6 protein-coding genes are annotated in these 19,786 nt (G+C 65.0%); 2 read left to right on the top strand and 4 right to left on the bottom strand.

From position 1 onward, the window contains the following. Positions 1-218: 218 nt before the first annotated feature. A complete protein-coding gene (locus ACYAR8_RS01660) occupies positions 219-815 on the top strand; it encodes a trypsin-like peptidase domain-containing protein (RefSeq protein ID WP_463578874.1) in 597 nt (198 codons plus the stop codon). Here ACYAR8_RS01660 and ACYAR8_RS01655 read toward each other — a convergent pair whose 3' ends face one another. The 4 genes from ACYAR8_RS01655 to ACYAR8_RS01640 form a co-directional block, all read right to left on the bottom strand. After that, the gene (locus ACYAR8_RS01655; protein WP_463578873.1) at positions 816-2,024 is read right to left on the bottom strand and encodes an HlyD family efflux transporter periplasmic adaptor subunit; all 1,209 of its coding nucleotides are present in this window, start codon (positions 2,022-2,024) and stop codon (positions 816-818) included. It lies immediately after the preceding gene. Next, positions 2,021-4,180: a type I secretion system permease/ATPase gene (locus ACYAR8_RS01650; RefSeq protein WP_463578872.1), complete on the bottom strand. Its 2,160-nt coding sequence runs from the start codon at positions 4,178-4,180 to the stop codon at positions 2,021-2,023. The genes ACYAR8_RS01655 and ACYAR8_RS01650 overlap by 4 nt, the downstream gene beginning before the upstream one ends. Beyond that, positions 4,177-5,646, bottom strand: coding sequence for a TolC family outer membrane protein (locus tag ACYAR8_RS01645; RefSeq protein WP_463578871.1), 1,470 nt, complete (start codon positions 5,644-5,646; stop codon positions 4,177-4,179). Before ACYAR8_RS01645 ends, ACYAR8_RS01650 begins: the two co-directional genes overlap by 4 nt. 111 nt (positions 5,647-5,757) lie before the next feature. Further along, complete coding sequence (locus ACYAR8_RS01640) at positions 5,758-18,615, bottom strand: BapA/Bap/LapF family large adhesin (RefSeq protein WP_463578870.1); 12,858 nt, start codon at positions 18,613-18,615, stop codon at positions 5,758-5,760. A 621-nt stretch (positions 18,616-19,236) separates the two neighbouring features. Here ACYAR8_RS01640 and ACYAR8_RS01635 point away from each other — a divergent pair. Then, on the top strand, positions 19,237-19,728 hold the full coding sequence (locus tag ACYAR8_RS01635; RefSeq protein ID WP_108121908.1) for a helix-turn-helix domain-containing protein: 492 nt from the start codon (positions 19,237-19,239) through the stop codon (positions 19,726-19,728). Positions 19,729-19,786: the final 58 nt, after the last annotated feature.

The following is a 19,786-nucleotide window of genomic DNA, read 5'->3' as shown; positions in this document are numbered from 1 at the left end:
GAATGGTTAATCGACCGGCTCTATCGGTTGATAAATTCAAACAAGTTGGATCCAATGAATTTAATAAATCAGCACTAGATGAGCGGTAGGCTCAGGCTATTGATTTAGTGATGGCGCAATGACATATTTGGGCCGTATTCATCTAACACCCATGGAAAAACATGCGCCCCCTCAAGTCACTTGTTGCAGCCTCAGTGCTGATCAGCGGGTGCAACGGAATGCCCACCGCTTTTAACCAGGATCCTGTCTTTGACCAAGCCTTCGTCGTCCACTCCGGTGCGCCGCTGCCCTATCTGTTGATGGGCACCGCGATCCAGTGGAATGAAGATTACGCTGTGACGGTCAAGCACATTCCCTACATCTCGGGCGCGGTATTCCAGGGCCAGGGCGACGTACAGTTCTTCAAGCACAAGGCCGATTCCGTGCCCGTGTGGCGCTCGTACCAGCCGGGTGAAGAACTCACCTCAGTGGGCTACAACTCCGCCTACATGTCGGTAAAAGGCACTGGCCATGCGTTGCCGGCGATGATTCGCCTGGACGCGAAGGAAGGCAACGTGATGTACGGCACCCATGATGGCCCGGTAGCCAAGGGCATGTCAGGGGGACCGGTGTTCGCGGCAGACGGCAAGGTGGTGGGCATCACCGTGGCGTTGCTGACCTCCAGCGACCTGGCCAAAATCAAGCGCCCGGACCTGGCCAACCAGCCACGGGTCAGCATCTTCATGCCGTACAACGAGATCAACCGCGAGTGGACCCGTTGCATGGCCCAACTCAAGCCAGTCACGCCAGCGCCGACCCACCTCGCAGTCAACTGATCAACGCTCGCGCAGCGCTTCCCGGGCGCGGTTGAGGGGCTTGATGAGGTAATCCAGCACGGTCTTCTCACCGGTGCGGATGTCCACGGTGGCGATCATCCCGGGAACGATGGCAAAGGTCTTGCCCGCTTTGTTGCGCAGCACATCCGCGTCCGTGCGGATGAAGACGCGGTAATAGAAAATTTCCGGCTTCACCTCATCCTGAATCGTGTCCGGCGAGATGGTCACCACTTTGCCGTCGAGGCTGCCGTAGATCGAATAGTCATAGGCCGTGATTTTCACCTTGGCCTGCTGCTCGGGGTGAATGAAGGCGATGTCCCGGGGCGAGATGCGGGTTTCGATCAGCAGTTGTTCATCCAGCGGCACGATCTGCATCAACTGCCCGTTGGGCGGCACGACCCCGCCGATGGTGCTGACTTTGATGTCCTTGACGATGCCGCGCACCGGCGAGCGCAAGGTCAGGCGTGACAACGAATCGCTGCGCCCGCGGATCACCGCCGACAGCATCTGCGCCTCGGCATTGGCCTTGGCCAGGTCTTCGCGGGCATGCACCATGTATTCGGAACGTGCCTCGGTGGCCTTGAGCTCAAGCTCGGAGCGCTGACGGTTCAGGCGCAATACTTCGACCCGGCTCGACGCGCCGATCTTCGCCAGGTTCTCGGTGATGGTCAGTTCGCTGCGCACCAGCTTCAGCGAGCTTTCGATGCCGGTCAGCGTTTCGCTCAGGCCCCTGCGCCGGGCGTTGAACAAATCGGTTTCAGCGCGGCGCAGCTCCGGGTACTTGTCCAGCGACCCATCAAAGGTCAGCGGCTTCTCGCTGACTTCGGCCTGCAACCGATTGACGCTGGCCAGCGCCGCCCGGTATTTCGCCTCGCTCTCGCCAACGTTCGATTCACTCTTCACCGCATCCAGTTGGGCCAGCACCTGGCCGCGCTCCACCAGCGTGCCTTCGCTGACGTTCAGCTCCTTGATGATCCCGCCCTCCATGGACTGGATCAGTTGCTCCCTGGAGCTGGGCACCACCTTGCCCGTGCCGGTAGACACTTCCACCACCTGAAACCAGGCGGCCCAGGCAAGAAAGCACGCCAGCATCAGCGCGCAGGTCCAGATCACCCGCACGCTTCCGGTAATGCTGCGCTCGTCCTGGCCGTCGAGGTAGGTGATCTGATCGGCAAGCCGTGGGGTTTGCTCCGTGGTCAGTGCGTTCATGCCTGCGCTCCTTGCGGCTGTCTGAGTCGGGTGAGGGCGGCGTCACGTTGGTCATCAATGACGATGCGGCCGTTGTCCAGCACGATGATGCGTTCCACCAGTTGCAGCAGACTGACCCGGTGCGTGGCGACGATCAGGGTGCGGCCCTGGCACCAGGTCGAGAGTTTTTCCAGCAACTGGCGTTCGGTGATGTCGTCCAGCGACGCCGTGGGTTCGTCCAGCAGCAGCACCTGGGGCTGGCGAATCAGCAGGCGGGAAAGCAGCAGGCTTTGGCGCTGACCGCCGGACAGGCCCAGACCTCCTTCGAGAATCAGGTGGTCCATGCCCTTGGGCATCTGCCGGACAAATTCCAGCGCGCCGGTCACCGACAGGGCGGCGATGATTTCCTGATCGCTGGCCTGGCCCGCGCCGAGGGTCAGGTTGTCCCGCAGGGTGCCGTGAAACAGCCGCGCCTGCTGCGACATCAGGCCGACGTCCCGGCGCAGGTCGGCCGGGTCCAGGTGAGCGAGGGAGATGCCGTCCACGGTGGTCTCGCCGCTGGACAAATCCATTGAGCCCGCCAGTGCCTGCAGGAGCGTCGACTTGCCTGCACCGTTGCGCCCGAGAATGGCGACGCGTTCCCCCGGCCGAATGTTCAAGTTGATGCCGCTCAGGGCAGGCGAGGCTTCTTCGCTGTATTTGAAGCCGGCCTGACGCAACACGTAATCCCCGCGAATGGACGGCAGATGCACGCGTTGGCTGCCTTCGGGGTGATCGACCGGCATCTGCATCAGCCGATTGAGTCCCTGCAGCGCGACTTTCGCCTGTTGCCAGCGAGTCAGTACGTGGGTCAGCTGCGCCATCGGCGCCATCATCCGCGAGGCCAGCATCGAGGCGGCCACCAGGCTGCCGGTGGTGAGGTCTCCGGCAATCACCATCGGCGCACCGAACACGATGACCACGGCAAACACCGCGCCCTGCACGTTCTGCGTCCACGCCACCAGGCTGTTGGTCAGCGAGCGCAGTTTCAGGCTGCTGTCGGCGGACGCGGCGTTGTAGTGATTCCACTGCTGCTGGAAACGCTGCTCGGCCTGCAGCGCCTTGATGTCGTCCATGCCCTGCACAGCTTCCACCAGCATGGCGTTGCGCAGTGCGGCCTCGCGCATCGACGCATTGGCCAGCCGCGCCAGCTTGCGCTGGGCGAGGATGCCCGGCAGCACCATCGCCACCAGCGCAACCAGAGGGATCAGCACCAGCGGCCCGCCAATCAGATAGAACACCAGCAGGAACAGGAAGAAGAACGGCATGTCCGCCAGCGCCGTTGCGGTGCTGGAGGTGATCAGGTCGCGGATCTGCTCCAGCTCGCGCAGCTGCGAAATGAACGAGCCAGTGGATTTCGGCCGGGCCGAATTACGCAGGCGCAGGGCGTGGCCGAAGATCAGGTCCGACACCCGCAGATCAGCGCGCTTGCCCAGCACGTCGGTGATGCGCAGCCGCATGATGCGCATGACGAAGTCGAACACCAGCGCCAGCATCACGCCGCCGAACAGCACGTACAACGTCGGCAGGGACTCGGCCGGAATCACCCGGTCGTAGACTTGCATGGAGAACAGAACGCCGGCCATGCCCAGCAAATTGGCGACCAGCGACGCCAGCATCACTTGGCGGTAGGGGCGCAGGTCACTGAGAACGATGCGTCGGAACCAGTGCTCGTCGTAGGGCTTGATGTAATCGTCGGTGCGCACGTCGCTGAGGGGCTGAATCGGCCGCAGGATCACCGTGCGCAGGGCGTGTTCGGCGAGGACGGCCGGGTCGATGCGGCTCTGCAGGCCCTGATCGCCGCTGTAGGCGATGCCCAGTTCGCCTTGTTCGCTGACGCTCTCGATCACGCCGACCTGGCCGTCGCGCAGTTGCACCAGCAGCGGCGTGCGCCAGCGCGACAGGCTTTTGCGATCGTAGTGGGCGAACTTGACGCTCAGGCCCGCCTGACGCGCCATGTACCGCACGACTTCTTCAACGCGGCCCTCGCTGTTGGTCGAGGCCAGGCGAATGCTTTCCGGTGACACATCGAGTCGGTAATGCCGGGCGACGGTGAGGATGGCTTCCAGCCACGGCGAATAGTCCGGACGCTCAGGGCCTGCCGCAGGCGCTTCGGGGATGACGATGGTGTCGGTCATGGCAGGATCTCCACGTGCTGAATGGTGCTGTGATCGATGCCGAACGCGCGACGCAGCGCGCCGCTGTTGTACAGGCAGTCGATTTGCAGGCGGCGCAGGTCGGCCTGGGTGTTGGCCAGGTCGAAGCGCGACTGGTGGATTTCCTGCTCGGCGTTGAGCAGATCAAGCAGCGGCCGGGTACCCAGTTCCAGGTATTGCCGGCCGTACAACTCACGGGCTTCGGTGATGCTGGTCTGTCGCGATTCCAGCGAGCCGAGCCGGCGCGTCAGGCCGGACGTTTGCGCCTGTGCTTCGCCCAACCCTTGCCGCGCCTGCAGGCGCGCGGCGTCCTCGGCGGAATCGGCGGCGGTCAGCGCATAGTTGGCGGCGCGGCTGCGGGCACTGGTGGCGCCACCCTGATAAATCGGCACCTCCAGATTGAGAAAGATCCCGGCCTGGGTGCGATTGATCGTCGAGTTCTGGTCGTCGTAATGGTCGTCCAGAAACTGGTTGATCGAGGGCTGCAACGACAGTGTCGGATAGGCTTCGGCCTTGGCCTGGGCCAGTTCGGCCTGGGCCTGGGTGCGCTGGGCGGCGGCCTGCAGCACGGCGGGAAGGGCGTCGGTGCTCACTGGCGCGCTGCAGGCGTCGGTCATCGAGGTGCTGAACGTGCTGCTGACCTGGGGCGGGGTCTGCCGACCGAGCAGGTTGGTCAGCGTCGACTGCCAGCGCGCGTACAGCGCTTTGTACTCTTGCAACGTGGCCATGCCGCCCTCGGCGCGGGACTGCGCCTGAACCACATCGGAGCGGGTGCTCGCGCCCATATCGCTGCGCTGTTTGGCCAGTTCGACAATGTCGCCGATGCCGCGGATCTGCTCGCGGGCGATGTCCACCAGACGCTGATAGCGCTGGACTTCAATGTAGGCGAACGCGGTGTCACGGCTGACCTGATCGATTGCTAGCAAAATGCTCGCCTGACTGCGTGCCGCCTTGGCGCGGGCGGCCTCGACCGCGTTCGAGACCTTGCCGAAATCGTAGAGCATCTGTTTGAGGGAAATGCTCACCGACTGGCTGCCAGCGTCGCTGCCGTAGCCGCTGGTGTAACCGCCTTTCACCCCGCCGGAGATTTGCGGGTAGTAACCGGCTTCGGCCACGTTGATGCCCTCGGCCTGTTGATACAGGGTGCCGATCGCTTCGCTGATGCTGGGGTGCCAGTCAACGGCGAGCCGGACCGCCTGTTCGAGGCCCAGGGTCTGGCTGTCTTCCTTGACCATGACTGCAGCGGGACTCGCGCCGAAGCTGCTCTTGGAAGGGCCACTGCCTGCCTTGCGCCGCTGATCTTCCGGAGTTGCCTGAAGGCGTGAAGGGCTGATGCTGCGCAGGCCTGGATCGATCTGATCCTCCGCCAGCGCAACGGAAAATATCGGGTGACACAGGCCAAAGGTCAGGACGACCGCCGGCCATTTCTGCTTGCGAACGCGCTTCACATGGCTTCCTTACTGTACGAATACAGAGCTTCCCTTTTGTTGAATCAACCGGCCGAGCGCATTGATCGGCCGGTTGAACCCCGCCGCTGGCAGCGCCAGGCGGCGGGCTGATCAAACGACGTGAATACCGTTCTGCACCCACAGATGATGGGTTGGATCTTCTTGCGGCGTGTACTGGGTGTAATCGACGCCATCGGCTTGTAGCGCACCGCCGGCAACCCAAGTGTTGGTCATGTGTACGCTGTCTTCGCTGCCTCCCTTGATGATCAGTGTGTTGTTGTCTGCCGAGATAATGGACACCAGGTCCGCCAGGCTGATGGTCAGCGCGACGGCGCTGGTGTGGTTCAAATCCAGCACCTCGATGTTGTGGATCCTGCTCTGCAGATCGCCCAGGTTGATGGTGGCGTCGCCCCCGGCCCACAGCAGGGTATCGGTGCCCGTACCGCCATCGACCGAAGCGAAATGCTGATCGGCGATGATCAATGTGTCGTTGCCGGCACCGCCTTGCAGCGTGACTGCACCGCCATGGGACCCGTCCAGCGTGTCATTGCCCGCCGTGCCTTGAATCAGCTCGGCACCGGTGGTGGCAACCGCAGTCGCGCTGTGGTCATCGACGCTCGCTACGGTGGACAGCGCGGCGAATGAGGTAGTGGCGACGGCACCGGCCTGTTCCAGATCAATGGTCAACGTCGCCGTGTCGGTGGTGCCGTTGGGGTGCTTGAGCTGGTAAGTGAAGACGTCCTCACGGCCGATAACCGCATCGGTCTGCCCCGGCGTCAGCGTGTAGGTATACCGACCGTCAGCCTGGACCAGCAGCGAACCGTAGGTGCCGACAATCGTGGTGCCGTTGTAGCCCGGCGTCACGTAGCTGCCAGCCGCCAGCACGTTGAGCACGGTGTACGCCGACCCCAGCACATCAGCGCCGCCGCCGGCTGTGTCGGTGAGCAGGTTGCCCGCCACCGGGGTGTAGCTGCCGACCACAAACTGATTGGTGTAGGTGGCGTCGTTGATCAGGCTGATGTTGACCGTACTGGCGACACCGATGCCCCCGGCGGCAAGTCTGACCTGATAGCTGCCGGGCCCCTGATCATCGAAGCGCGCGGCGTAATTGCCGCCGCCCAGGTTTGCCAACGAGCCACCGGCATAGCTCTTGACCAGCACGTATTGGCCGGTGGTGGTGTTGAGCTTGTACAGGCCCAGGTTCAGCGAACCGAGCAGGCTGAGCAGGTTAGAGGAGCTGACCACTACGGTGAGGTCACTGATCGCACCTGCCGCCACGCTGGTGCTCCAGGAGCCATTGCCGCCCAGCAGCGGCACGAGGAACGGGCCCAGCGTGGAGGTGGTGATGACCTCCTTGTTGACCAGGGTGATATCGCTGACCGCGATGTCGTTGGTGGCGTCGACCAGAAAGGCCGGGCTGGCCAGGTTGGTATTGCTCCACACCTCGGTGGCCTGGGGACTGTCGATGCGCACGTACAGATTGGCCGTGTCGCTCAGGCCATTCGGGTGCACCAGCTGATAGCTGAAGACATCCACTTTACCGACGCTGGCGACAGCTCCGTCGGGCCGATAGCTGTAGTTGCCGCTGGCGTCGATGGTCAGCGTGCCGTACAGCCCTTGCACCGTAGTGCCCGCGCTGGCGGTGACGTAGCTGCCGTTTTTCAGGACCTGCAACACGGCGCCGTTGTCCGGACCGGTCACGTCCGCCTGGCCGTCAATTCCCGGATTGGTGATGACATTGCCGGTCACGGCGGCACCGGCCACCCCGTTGAACTGGGTCAGGCTGGTGACGTCCAGCTGCAACTGCGTGGTGACGTTGGTCACCACGCCGATGCCGGTGCTCGACACGATCAGCCGGTAGTCGCCACCCAGCAGATCACCGATGTTCACCCGTACGCCCTGGCCGGTCAGGGCCACAAGGTCGAGCAGGCCACCGCTGCCGTTGACGTCCAGGGTCACCCAGTTGCCGCTGGCGTTCTTGACCTGCAGCGTATAGACCACGCCATCGAGCAGTGACACCGCGCTGCCCGTGGTCAGCGTCAGGGTCGGGTCAAGGCTGGTGCCGCTGTTGACCGTGAACACAAACGCCTTGGAGAACCCGGCCAGCAGCGTGGTGAAGGAGTCCGCGAAGTTCTGCGTGCTCTTTACCGGCACCAGGCTGACCGTGGCGGTGGCCAGGTTGTCGCTGGCGATGACCGGGGTGTTAACGTCGATGTCGGGCGCGGTGACGTTGGCCACCACCGACAGATTGCCCTTGATGTCGGTGAGGCTGACCAGCAGTGTTTCGCCGTTGATCTGCGCAGGGGCGAGGGTGACGTTGAAGATTCCCGTGGCCCCAACGGTGCCCGTCCCCAGCACCGCGCCGCCGGTGGATTTGATTTGTACCGTCGAACCGACTTCGCCCGTGCCGCTGACGCTCAGGCCATCGACACTGACCAGCAGAGCAGTGGGTGCAGCGGGTGGTGTCAGGTCAGGCGCAATAGTGCTCGCCGAAAGCGACACGTTACCCGCAGCATCCGCCTGGGTGATGCTCAGCACCTGGTTGTTGATCTGCGCGGCGTTCAATGCCACCGAGAAGCTGCCGTTGGCGGCCACCGTCGTGGTGCCGAGGACAGTGCCGACCGCATTGCGCACAGTGACTGTCGAGCCGGCCACACCGGTGCCGGTCACCACCGAACCGCTGGCATTCACGGTCACCGCTGTAGGTGCGCCCGGCGCCGTGGTATCCGGCGCCACAAGGCTACCGGCGGCAGACACGTTGCCGGCGACATCCACCTGACGCACCGTCAACGCCTGGCCGTCCAGCTGCGCGGCATTGAGGGTGACGCTGAACGTTCCGCCCGCGCCTACCGTGGTTGTGCCCAGCAGCGTGCCGCTGGCGTTGACCACGTTGACCGTCGCGCCCGCTTCACCGCTGCCGCTGAGGGTCAGGCCGTTGGCGGCCAGTACCAGCGCGGAAGGGGCGTTGGGCGCCTGAAGGTCCAGGGCAGTGACGGTCGCCACGGCCGAGGCGTTGCCCGCCACGTCCGCTTGCAGGACGCTCAGCACCTGGCCATTCAACTGAGCACTGGAGAGCGAAACGACGAATCCGCCTGCCGCGTTGACAACCGCAGTGCCCAGCACTACGCCTGCCGCAGTTGTCACGCGTACGGTCGCGCCAGCCTCGCCGTTGCCGCTGACTTGCAAGCCCGCGCCATTGAGGGTGACGTTGGTCAGAGCGGCGGGTGGCGTGGTGTCGACAGCGCTGAGGTTCGCCAGCAATGAGACGTTGCCTGCGGCGTCCCGCTGGCTCACCGACAGCAACTGACCGTTGAGCTGAGCCGCCGAGAGGTTGGCGTTGAACGTGCCGTCCAGTGCAACGGTTGCCGTACCGAGTACGACGCCCAGGCTGCTGCGCACCGTGACCGTCGCGCCGGCTTCGCCAATCCCGCTGAGCACAGTGCCGGCGCCATTGAGGGTCAGCTGCAACGGTGCATTCGGCGCGGTGATGTCGGGCGCGGTGACCGACGACGTGGCCGATTGCAACGGCACGGCGTCGGTCTGATACGCGTTGAGCACCTGACCGTTGGCTTGCGCCGAGCTGAGCGTGACGCTAAACGTGCCGCCGGCATTGACCACTGCAGTGCCGAGGGGCGCGCCGGCGGCGGTGGTGATGGTCACCGTCGCCCCGGCTTCGCCACGACCGGTCACCAAGGTGCCGGTGGCGCTGACCGCGAGATCGGTCAGCACCGCCGGCGGCGTGGTGTCCGCCGCCAGTACCGCAGCCGGCAAGGATGCGCCGCCTGCTCCGGTACTGGCCGTCACGCCAAGGCTTTCGCCGTTGGTTTGTGCGGTGTTGAGGGTCACCGTGAACGTACCGCCAGCATTGGTGGCGGCCGTCCCGAGCACGGCCCCTGTTGCGCTGTACACCGTGATGGTGGTGCCCGTTGCGGCGTTGCCGATGACCGTCAGACCGTCGGCGCTCACCGACAGGTTGGTCGGCGCGTTCGGTGGCGGGGTCACCGGGACGGTGAGGTCGGCATTACCGGAAACATTCCCGCTGGCGTCCGCTTGACTGACCGTGAGGACGTTGCTGGCTGTGATGCCAGCAGCCAGGGTGACCACGAATGTGCCGTTGGCGGCCACCTGGCCGGTACCAACCGTTGCGCCCACGGAGTTTTTCACCGTCACCGTCGATCCCGCTTCACCGCGCCCTGCCAGCAGCAAATAGTCGGCGCTGATGGTCAGGTTGCTGACCGCGTCAGGCGCCTGGGTGTCTGGCACTTGATACACCAGCGGCGGGGAAGGGTTGTTGGCCCCGTCCGTTGCGACGACGGAGATGACCTGCCCGTTGGTTTGCGCAGGATTCAGCGCAATTTCGTACCGTCCCCCCGTATCCGTCTGCGTGAAGCCCAGCACCGTGCCGCTGGCGGACCGCACAGTGACGGTGCTGTTGGCCTCGGCCGTGCCTTGCAGGATCGTGCCGTTGCCAGTGAGCGAGGTGATGACCGGAACCGCTGGCGGCGTGATGTCCGGTGCGTTGACCGCCACCGGCGTGGAATCGTTTTGAGCGGGGTCGACCTGCACCACCGACAGCGACTGGCCATTGAGCTGGGCAGTCGTCAGCGGAACGCTGAACGAACCGTCCGCGCGCACGGTGGCCGTACCAAGTGCGGGCGTACCTTGGGGCGCCCCCGTCACTGCGACCGTGACCGTCGCACCGGGTTCGCCGCGTCCAGTGAGGGTCAGACCGTCCTGGCTGACCGCAAGGTTGGTCACGGCGAGGGGATCGGTAACGTCGGCGGCCTGGAAAGGCAGCGTACCGGACACGTTGTTGGCCGCGTCGGTCTGGGTAAGGCTGAGGGTCTCGCCATTGAGCTGGGCAGACGACAGCGTGACGCTGAACGTCCCGTCGGCCAGCACCGTGGTGGTGCCGAGGCTGGCGCCGGTAGCGCTGGTGACCTTGATCGTGGCGCCCACTTCACCGGTGCCGTTCAGTGTCAGGCCGTTGGCACTCAGCGACGTCACCACCGGCAGGGCTGGCGGGGTGTTGTCCGGCGCTGTGACGGGCGTGCCCGCGGAAGGGTTGCCCGCCGCATCACGTTGCACGATCGACAGCAGCTCGCCATTGATTTGCGGCACCGACAGCGTGACCGCGAAATTGCCATCCACGCCGACCACGCCCGTGCCGACAATGTTGCCGGCGGCATCCGTGACCAACAGGCTGGCACCTGCTTCACCGCGACCGCTGAACACTGCGCCGGCGTCATTGATTTGCACATTGGTAACCGCTGCGGGGGGCGTCAGATCGGGTGATGCCAGGGAGCCTGCAGCCGAGGCATTGTTGGCCGTGTCGGTGAGCACGATAAACACCGGCTGACCGGCATTTTGCGTCTGGGTCAGGGTGATCAGGAACTTGCCGTCGACGCCCACGGTGCCGGTGCCGACTTGCGTGCCATCGGCCAGGGTAATGCGCACCCCCGCGCCGACCTCGCCGCTGCCGCTGAGCACATTGCCGGAGGCATTGAACTGCAGGTCGGTGGCGACCGCTGGCGGCGTCAAATCCGGAGCGATGACCGTCGCTGGCACGCTGACGTTGCCGGGTGGGTCGGCCTGCTGAACGCTCAGCACCTGGCTGTTGATCTGCGGCGTGGAGAGGGTGACGCTGAAGGTGCCGTCCGTCAGCACCAGCGTGGTGCCGAGCAGGCTGCCGCTGGCATCGCGGACCGTGACCGTGGCGCCAGCTTCACCGGTACCGGTCACCACCGCACCGGCGGCGTTGATGCGCACGTTGTCCAGCGGGTCGGGCGGGGTGAAGTCCGGCGTGGTCAGGCTGGCCTGGGGTGACACGTTGCCGACCGCATCGCGTTGTACCAGCGTCAGCACTTCAGCATTGGAAAGCGCCGGGGCCAGCACCAGGGTAAACGCCCCGGTGCTGCCTACGGTTGCCGTGCCCAGCACAGTGCCAAGGTTGTTGGTCACCGTGACAATCGCTCCGGCTTCACCGCGGCCTGTCAGTGTTGCGCCATCGCTGGAAATGTTCAGCTGGGTCAGGGCCAGCGGCGCCGTGGTATCGACCGAGGTCAGGCTGGCGGGCAGGGAAATATTCCCGGCCGCGTCGGTCAGGGTCACCGCCAGCAGTTCACCGTTGGCTTGCGCAGTGGTGAGGGTGAGCTGGAAGGTGCCGTCGATGCGCACGCTGCCGGCACCGACCAGTGCCCCGGACGCATTGAACACGTTGACCGTGGCGCCGGGTTCACCGGTGCCGGACAGCACCGCGCCGTCTGGGGTAACCGCGAGGGCGAGCGGCGCATTCGGCGCGATCACGTCACGGGCGGTCAGCGCCAGGCTGGCCGATTCATTACCGGCGAGGTCGGTCTGGCTGATGCTCAGGGACTGGCCGGCAATCTGTGGCGGACTCAGGGTCAGCGAGAAATTGCCGTCGGCGCCCACCTGGCCGGCGCCGAGGATCAGCCCGCCTGCGCCAAGCACCGTGACGGTTGCGCCCGCTTCGCCGTGGCCGGTGAGGGTCACGCCGTTGGCGTTGAGGACCAGGTCGGTGAGCGTCCCAGGGGCGGTGACGTCCGCCGCCAGGTAACCGGTGGCCAGCGAGTTGATGCCGTCGCTGGAGGTGGCGATGGCCGAAAGCGACTCGCCGTTGAGTTGCGCGGCATCGAGCGGCGCACTGAACGTGCCGTCGCCATTGACCAGCGCCGTGCCCAGCAGCACACCGGAGGCGGTGCGGATGCTGACGGTGCTGCCCGCGTTGGCGGTACCGGTCAGGGTCAGGCCGTCCGCACTGAGGGCCAGATTCTGCGGCGCCGGCTCGGCCAGATTACCGGGGGCAACCACTGTGCTGGCATCGGAGGCATTGCCCGCTGCGTCGGTCTGGACCACGGTCAGGGTGATGCCGGCAACTGCCGCCGGGGCGAGGCCGACGGTGAAGCTGCCGTTGGCCGCCACGGTCGCGGTGCCCAGCGCGTTGCCATTGGCATCGCGCACGACCACCGTCGCACCGGCCTCGCCGGTACCGCCCAGGCCCAGGCCATCGGCGCTGATGGCCAGGTTGCTGACAGCGGCGGGCGCGACGGTGTCGGCGGCTTGATAAGGCGCCGACACCGAGACATTGCCGGCCGCATCAGTGGCCGTGACGCCAAGGCTCTGGCCGTTGAGCTGAGGGCTGGACAGGGTGAGCTGGAACACGCCGTTGGCCCCGGCGACGCCTGAACCCAGTACATTGCCGTCTGCATCGCGCACGGTCACGGTGCTGCCCGCTTCGGCGTTCCCCGTCAGTTGCACGCCGCTGCCGCTGAGCAGCAGAGCGGTCGGACTGTCTGGTGCCGTGAGGTCGACGGACGTCACGTTGACCGCCGTCGAGACGTTGCCGGGCGGGTCTTCCTGGGTCACGGTCAGCACTTCGGCGTTGAGCTGCGCGGCATTCAGGGTGACGCTGAACGCGCCATTCGCCGCCACCAGCGCCGTGCCCAACAGGGCTCCGCCGGCGGTCCGCACCGACACCGTTGCGCCGGGTTCGCCCCGACCGGTCACGGTCAGGCCGTCGGCGTTCACCGACACTTGGGTGAGGGCGGCGGGCGGACTGATGTCCGGCGCCGTGAGGTTTACCGACGGCGAGACATTACCGCTCGGGTCGGTCTGGCTGATGTCCAGTGCCTGGCCGTTATTCGGCGCCGGAGCGAGGGTAAGGGTGAAGGTGCCGTCACTGCCTACCAGGGCAGTGCCGAGCAACGTGCCGGTGATGTCCAGAACGTTGACGGTCGCACCGGCCTCACCGGTGCCGGTCAATGTGCTGCCGTTGGCGCTGATCAGCAGGTTTTGTGGCAGGGCCGGCGGCGTGGTGTCCACCGTCGCCAGGCTCGCGACGCCCGAGACGTTGCCAGCCGCGTCGGTCAGGGTGACGGTCAGCGGCGCCCCGGTGGTGACGGCGTTTGGCAGCGTGACCTGGAACTGGCCACTCTGGTTGACAATGCCGCTGGCGAGGACGTTGCCGGCGGCATCACGAATGGTCACGGTCGCGCCGGCTTCACCGAGGCCGTTGACCACGGTGCCGACGTTGTTGATGGTCAGACCGGTGGCGGCATCGGGCGCCTTCAGGTCCGGCGCACTGATGCTGCCGGTTTGCGAAACGTTGCCCGCCAGGTCGGTCTGCGTGGCCGTAAGTGGCTGGGCGTCCAGTTGGGGCGGCGTCAGTGCGATGGCGAACGTGCCATTGGGCGCAACCGTGCCGGAACCCAGCACGGTGCCGCCGCTGTTGGTAATGGTGATCGTCGCACCGGCTTCACCGCGCCCGGTGACGGAGCTGCCATCGGCATTGATGGTCAGGCCAGCCGGGGCTTCGGGGGCGGTCAGGTCATTGGCGACCACCAGCGCGGTGACCGAGGTGTTGCCCGCGTCATCGGTCGAGACGACGTGCAGACTCTGCGCGTTCAACTGGGCGAAACGCATCAGGATACTGAAGCGGCCGAAGCTGTTGACCCTGCCACTGCCCAGACTGCTGCCGTTGCTGTCGAGAATGGTGACGGTGCTGCCCGGGGTTGCGGCACCGGTGAGAATGAAACCGTCGCTGCTGATCGCCATGTCGCTGGGGGTCGCCAGCTGGGTGCCGTCCGGGCCTGGAAGGGTGACCGCGTTGGAGGCGTTGCCTGTGGCGTCGGTGCTGATGACGTCCACATTGGTGTTGCTTGCAGCAGCCGGATTGAGGCCGATGACGAACGTACCGTCCTGGCCAACGGTGCCGCTGCCGAGCAGTACATTGCCCGGTCCGCGAACGGTGACGGTGGTGCCGGGCTCGCCGACGCCGGAAACGCTCGTGCCGTCCGGACTGATCGCCAGATTCGTCACATCGACCGGTCGTGTGGCGTCGGGTGCGAGCACCGGAGTGGCCAGCGAATCGTTGGCGCCATCGGTGGCGACCACTTGCACCGTCTCTCCGTTGCTCAGAACCGGCAAAACGTTGAAGGTGAACGTTCCGTCGGACCCTGCAGTGGCGCCGCCGATCTGAACGCCGTTGGCGTCGAGGATTTTCACCGAGCCGCCGGGCACGGTGGTGCCAGTCAACAGCCCGGCGCCATCCAGCGTCAGGCCGCTTGGCACAGGCGGCGCGGTGATGTCGGGTGCCGTGACGGATCCGGCCGGCGAGGGCAGGGTGCTGGCGTCGGTCTGGGTCACGCTCAATACCTGACCGTCCAGCTGCGCCGGACTCAGGGTCACCGCGAAACTGCCGTTGGGGGCGACGACAGCCGAGCCCAGCAGCGTCCCGCTGACATCACGCACCTGAACCGTATCGCCCGCAACGCCTGTCCCGGATACGGTCAGGCCGTCGTTGCTGATGGTAATCCCGGTGGGCGCGCCCGGCGCAGTGGTGTCTGGCGCATTTAACGAGGCGGCGGGGGATATGTTGCCGGCGGCGTCGGCTTGCCTGACCACCAGTACCTGGCCGTCTGCCTGGATCGCGTTGAGGAGGACGTCGAAGCGACCGCTTACCGGGTCAGCCGTGGCGGTGCCCAGCACATTGCCGTTGGCGTCGCGCACGTTGACGGTGGCGCCGGGCTCGCCCTGGCCGCTCAGCGTCAGGCCATTGGCGCCCAAGGTCAGGCCGGTCGGCGCATCGGGCGCCTGGATGTCTGCTGCCTGCAATGGCGTAGCGGGAGAGGTCAGTGTCGAGCCATCGACTTGGGTGACGCTCAGCAGCTGGCTGTTGATCTGCGCGCTGGAAAGCGTCACTTCAAATCGCCCGTCACTGCTGACCACCGCGCTGCCCAGCGTTGCGCCGAGGTCATCCTTGACAGTGACGGTGGCGCCGCTCTGGCCGTTACCGGTGACGATCAGGCCGTTGGCCGACAGAGTGAGGTTGGTCACAGGTCCCGGTGCGCTGACGTCGGGCGCAGTGACCGGCACCGCCACCGACTGATTGCCTGCAGCATCCACCTGGGTGATTTGCAACAACTGACCGTCGGTTTGCGCCGCGCTCAGGGTCAGGGAGAAGCTGCCGTCGGGACCGGCCTGGCCGCTGCCGATGACGTTGCCGGCAGCATCACGCACGGTAAGGCTTGCACCGGCTTCACCGGTACCGGTGAGGATCAGGCCAGTGCTGTCGAGGATGACGCTGGTCAGCGACCCGGGCGCCTGGGTGTCCGGGGTGACAAATGTCACGGGCGACACCGGGTTGCCGGTGGCGTCACTGGCGCCGACCAGCAGGGTCTGGCCGTTATTCTGCGGGCTGCTCAGCGTCACGCTGAAGCGACCGTCAGCGGCGGCGATCGCCGTGCCGAGCACCGTGCCGTTGACGCTGGTGACGGTGATCGTCGCCCCGGCCTCGCCGGTGCCGGTCAGCGTTGTGCCGCTGGCGTCGATGCTGATCGCCAAAGGTTGCAGCGGGCCGTCAAGGTCCGGTGCGCTGACGGGCGTCACAGGGGACGGATTTCCGGCGGCGTCGCTGAGCACCACCTGCAGGGCCTGGCCATTGGTTTGAGCGGAAGCGAGGGTGACGCTGAAGTTGCCGGTCGCGGAGGTCACGCCGGTACCGATGACATTGCCCAGGGCGTCACGTACTGAAACGGTCGAGCCCGGTTCGCCACGGCCGGTCAGGGTCAGGCCGTTATTGGCCACGCTGAGCTCGGTGGCAGCCGAAGGGCCGGTGATGTCGGGCGCGTTGACGGGAAGGGTCACCGAGCTTTCGCCCTGACCGTCCACCGCGACCACGTCGAGCACTTCGCCGTTGGCCTGGGGCGGGTTGAGTACCACGGTGAAGCTGCCGTTACTGCCCACTGTCGCGCTGCCGAGCAGCACACCATTGGCGTCGCGCACCTGGACAATCGAACCGGCGTTCGCGGTGCCGGTCAGCTGGGTGCCGTCGGCACTGACGCCCAGACCGGAAGGCGTCGCCGGACCCGTGGCGTCGGGCGCCGCGATCGCCAGCCCGGGGGAAGGCAGGCCTGCAGCGTCGGTCTGGGTGACTTGCACCAGATCACCGGGGTTGACCGGTGGTGTCAGGGTCGTAGAGAAGGTGCCATTGGCGCCGACAACCACGGAGCCAATGGCCGTGCCGTTGGCGCCGATGAGGGTCACCGTCGCGCCGGCTTCTCCTTTGCCCGAGACCTGTGTGCCGTCCGCGCTGATCACCACGTCGGTGACTTGCGCGGGTGGCGTGGTGTCGGCGGCGGTCAGCTCGGCCGAGGCTGAGTTGCCGGACGAATCGGTGGCGCTGACGTTCAGTTTCTCACCGTTGAGCTGCGCGGTGTCGAGGGTCACGCTGAACGTGCCGTCCAGACCGGCGCGGGCGGCGCCGATGACCGCCCCCGACGCATTGCGCACGAGGATGCGCGCACCCGCTTCGGCCCGGCCGCTAAGCGTGAGGCCGTCAGCCGACAGGACGAAATTCGAAGGCACCGCCGGCGGCGTGGTGTCCGGTGCTTGCAGTGCCACGTTGACGGAGATGTTGCCGGCTGCATCGGTAAGAGTGAGCTGCAGCGGTTGACCGGCGATTTGCGACACGTTCAGGGTGATGTTGAACAGCCCGTCAGTGCCCACGACAGCCGTCCCGAGCAGGTTGCCATTGGCATCGATGACGCTCGCAATGCTGCCGACTTCGCCACGGCCACTGACGATCAATCCATTGCCGCTGATCGCGATGCCGGTTGGCGCATCCGGCGGCGTGACATCCCCGCCGGGCGGAATGACGTCGATGTCCGGTGCTTGCGCCTGGGCGGGCAGGGAGACGTTTCCGGCGGCGTCGACCGCATTGACGGTCAGCGACTGGCCGTCGGTTTGCGGCGGGTTCAACCCGAGGCTGAAGGTGCCGTCTGCTGCGACAATGGCACTGCCCAGCAACGTGCCGTCAGCGGCGCGTACTTGAATGGTCGCGCCGATTTCGCCAGAGCCTGTGAGGCGGGTGCCGTCGGCGCTGACCAAAAGATTCCCCGGGGCGTTGGGCGCGGTGGTGTCGATCGGTGGGGTGATGTCGATGTCCGGCGCTTGCGCCTGGGCGGGCAGGGAGACGTTGCCGGCGGCGTCGACCGCATTGACGGTCAGCGACTGGCCTTCGGTCTGCGCCGGGCTCAGGGCAAGGCTGAAGGTACCGTCTGCCGCGACGATGCCGCTGCCCAGCAGCGTGCCATCGGCGGCGCGTACTTGAATGGTCGCACCTGCTTCGCCGGAGCCGGTCAGCCGGGTGCCGTTGGCACTGACGGCGAGGTTGGCGGGTGAATCGGGTGGCGTGGTATCGCCGGGCGGAGTGATATCGATGTCCGGCGCGAGCGCCTGGGCAGGCGGGGAGACGTTGCCGGCGGCGTCGACCGCATCGACGGTCAGCGACTGGCCGTCGGTTTGCGGCGGGCTCAGCGACAGGCTGAATGTTCCATCCGGCGCCGCAATACCGCTGCCGAGCAGGGCGCCCGCGTTATTGCGCACCCGAATGGTCGCGCCGGCTTCACCGGTACCGGTCAGCAGCGTGCCGTCTGCACTGACGAGCAGGTTGGCGGGTGCAAGAGGCGCCGACGTGTCAGCGGGAGTTCCGCCGCCGCCACCACCACCACCACCGCCTGCGACGCCGCCCGCTGCCGCCGCCGCACCGCCGGCACCCAACAAACCGAGCCCGGCAATCGCAAAGGTAGGGGTCGTACCCCCTACCACGCCAGCTCCTGCAATGAGCTCATCCAGAGAGCTCACTTCGTCGAAGGTAAAACCGGTGAAGGACTGAGCATCGTACTGAGCCTGCCAGAGCGTGCCGTCTTCGCCCTGAAACACCATGTCGCTGTTGGCGACATCCGGCGCAGCATTAAAGAAGTTGGCAACTTTGATTTGTTCGCCATTCTTCAAATTCACCACCAGGTCTTGCCCGTTTCGGGTGACCGAAGCAACTTGACTGGGGGGGACGGGCATTTGAACGACGGACGGTGAATTGAGTGAAAGATCTCCCCAGGTGTTGGCAGTAAGTTCGGAGGTTGCTTTATCGGCTACAACGATATTGTCCATGCTGACAGTCCCTTTCTTCGCTTTTAGCACTACAACAACGCGGTTAATGGCGTGTCATACCAGCCGCCTGATTCACTGAGCCAGGAGCAACTTTGTTTCTTGTTTGAGTGATATCTGCTTGCCACTAATTTAGGTCGAATCCATCCGAGATCAACGGATAATACTTTGACGTTTGTCTATATGACAAAAAAGATATTTTCCAAGTCATTGGTCTATATGGAAAAAACAAGCGTTAGATGCCGATCTACCGATCGTCGGCCCGTTTGCGCAAACGTGTTCGTATGGGGGGAAACGTTTGCACATTGCGGTGTCAATGAGTGGAAGGCGAACAATGACTGCGTGTATTTCATCGATCGTGTTGCGCACACTCAGCCGAATATCGGGCGGGGATTGGAAGCGCCGCTTCTATTCTGTCTGACGAAGGCACATCGGGGGAGGGCAGGAATTAAAACCGGGTGACCGTGATGCCGGCCAAATATTCGTTCGCTCATGTTGCAAACGCTGTAAGGTGCTGAGTTCCCACCGTACGAGGCAGTTTCGCTAACCCAGGAAGCTCGCACTCCAGCCCCCCATTGCACCCACCGCTCCATCGTGTGGCGTGAATTCAGCAGGAGTTTGCTCATGGAAAAGCTTGGATCGCGTTTGAGAAAAGAACGCAAACGGTTAGGCCTGACGCAGATAGCGTTCGCCAGAATCGGCGGCGTCGAACCTAACGCCCAGGGTCACTACGAAAGTGGCCATCGATCACCCAAGGCCGATTACCTTCAGCGCGTCTGTGACGCTGGCGTCGACATGCATTATCTTTTCTCCGGCAACGCCCTGCTGGGTACTGCTGACAGACTGGATGCCGATGATCCGACGTCTTCAGACAGGACGCTCCCGAGCAATAATCGCGAGGTGATCATCTCAAATCGCAACGCGGTCGGGATTCTGGGCACGCTGCACCAGAGCCTCAACGACACAACCCAGGTCATTGCCGACGTCGCCACCTTTTTCAGCCCGCGCCACGTGGACATCAGAGAAGAGCAGTTTGCCGCCCAGGTGCGAGACTTTCAGGAAGACTCACGCCGATTCATCGGCCTGGCCATGATGAAAGTCCAGCAAAGCGCTTGATCGCAACGCCCGTTGCGATCCTGGCCTGGTAGCAGCCGTTTGCGGCGCTGATTCCTTA

It is taken from the genome of Pseudomonas sp. HP_01 (assembly GCF_055284355.1).
Note: the sequence above shows the minus strand (reverse complement) of the source record. Positions and strands in the feature narration are given on the sequence as shown.

Bases quoted from the DNA above. Each gene is read 5' to 3' on its own strand.
- ACYAR8_RS01660 (WP_463578874.1), top strand. From the start codon at position 219: ATGCCCACCGCTTTTAACCAGGATCCTGTCTTTGACCAAGCCTTCGTC.
- ACYAR8_RS01655 (WP_463578873.1), bottom strand. From the start codon at position 2,024: ATGAACGCACTGACCACGGAGCAAACCCCACGGCTTGCCGATCAGATC.
- ACYAR8_RS01650 (WP_463578872.1), bottom strand. From the start codon at position 4,180: ATGACCGACACCATCGTCATCCCCGAAGCGCCTGCGGCAGGCCCTGAG.
- ACYAR8_RS01640 (WP_463578870.1), bottom strand. From the start codon at position 18,615: ATGGACAATATCGTTGTAGCCGATAAAGCAACCTCCGAACTTACTGCC.
- ACYAR8_RS01635 (WP_108121908.1), top strand. From the start codon at position 19,237: ATGGAAAAGCTTGGATCGCGTTTGAGAAAAGAACGCAAACGGTTAGGC.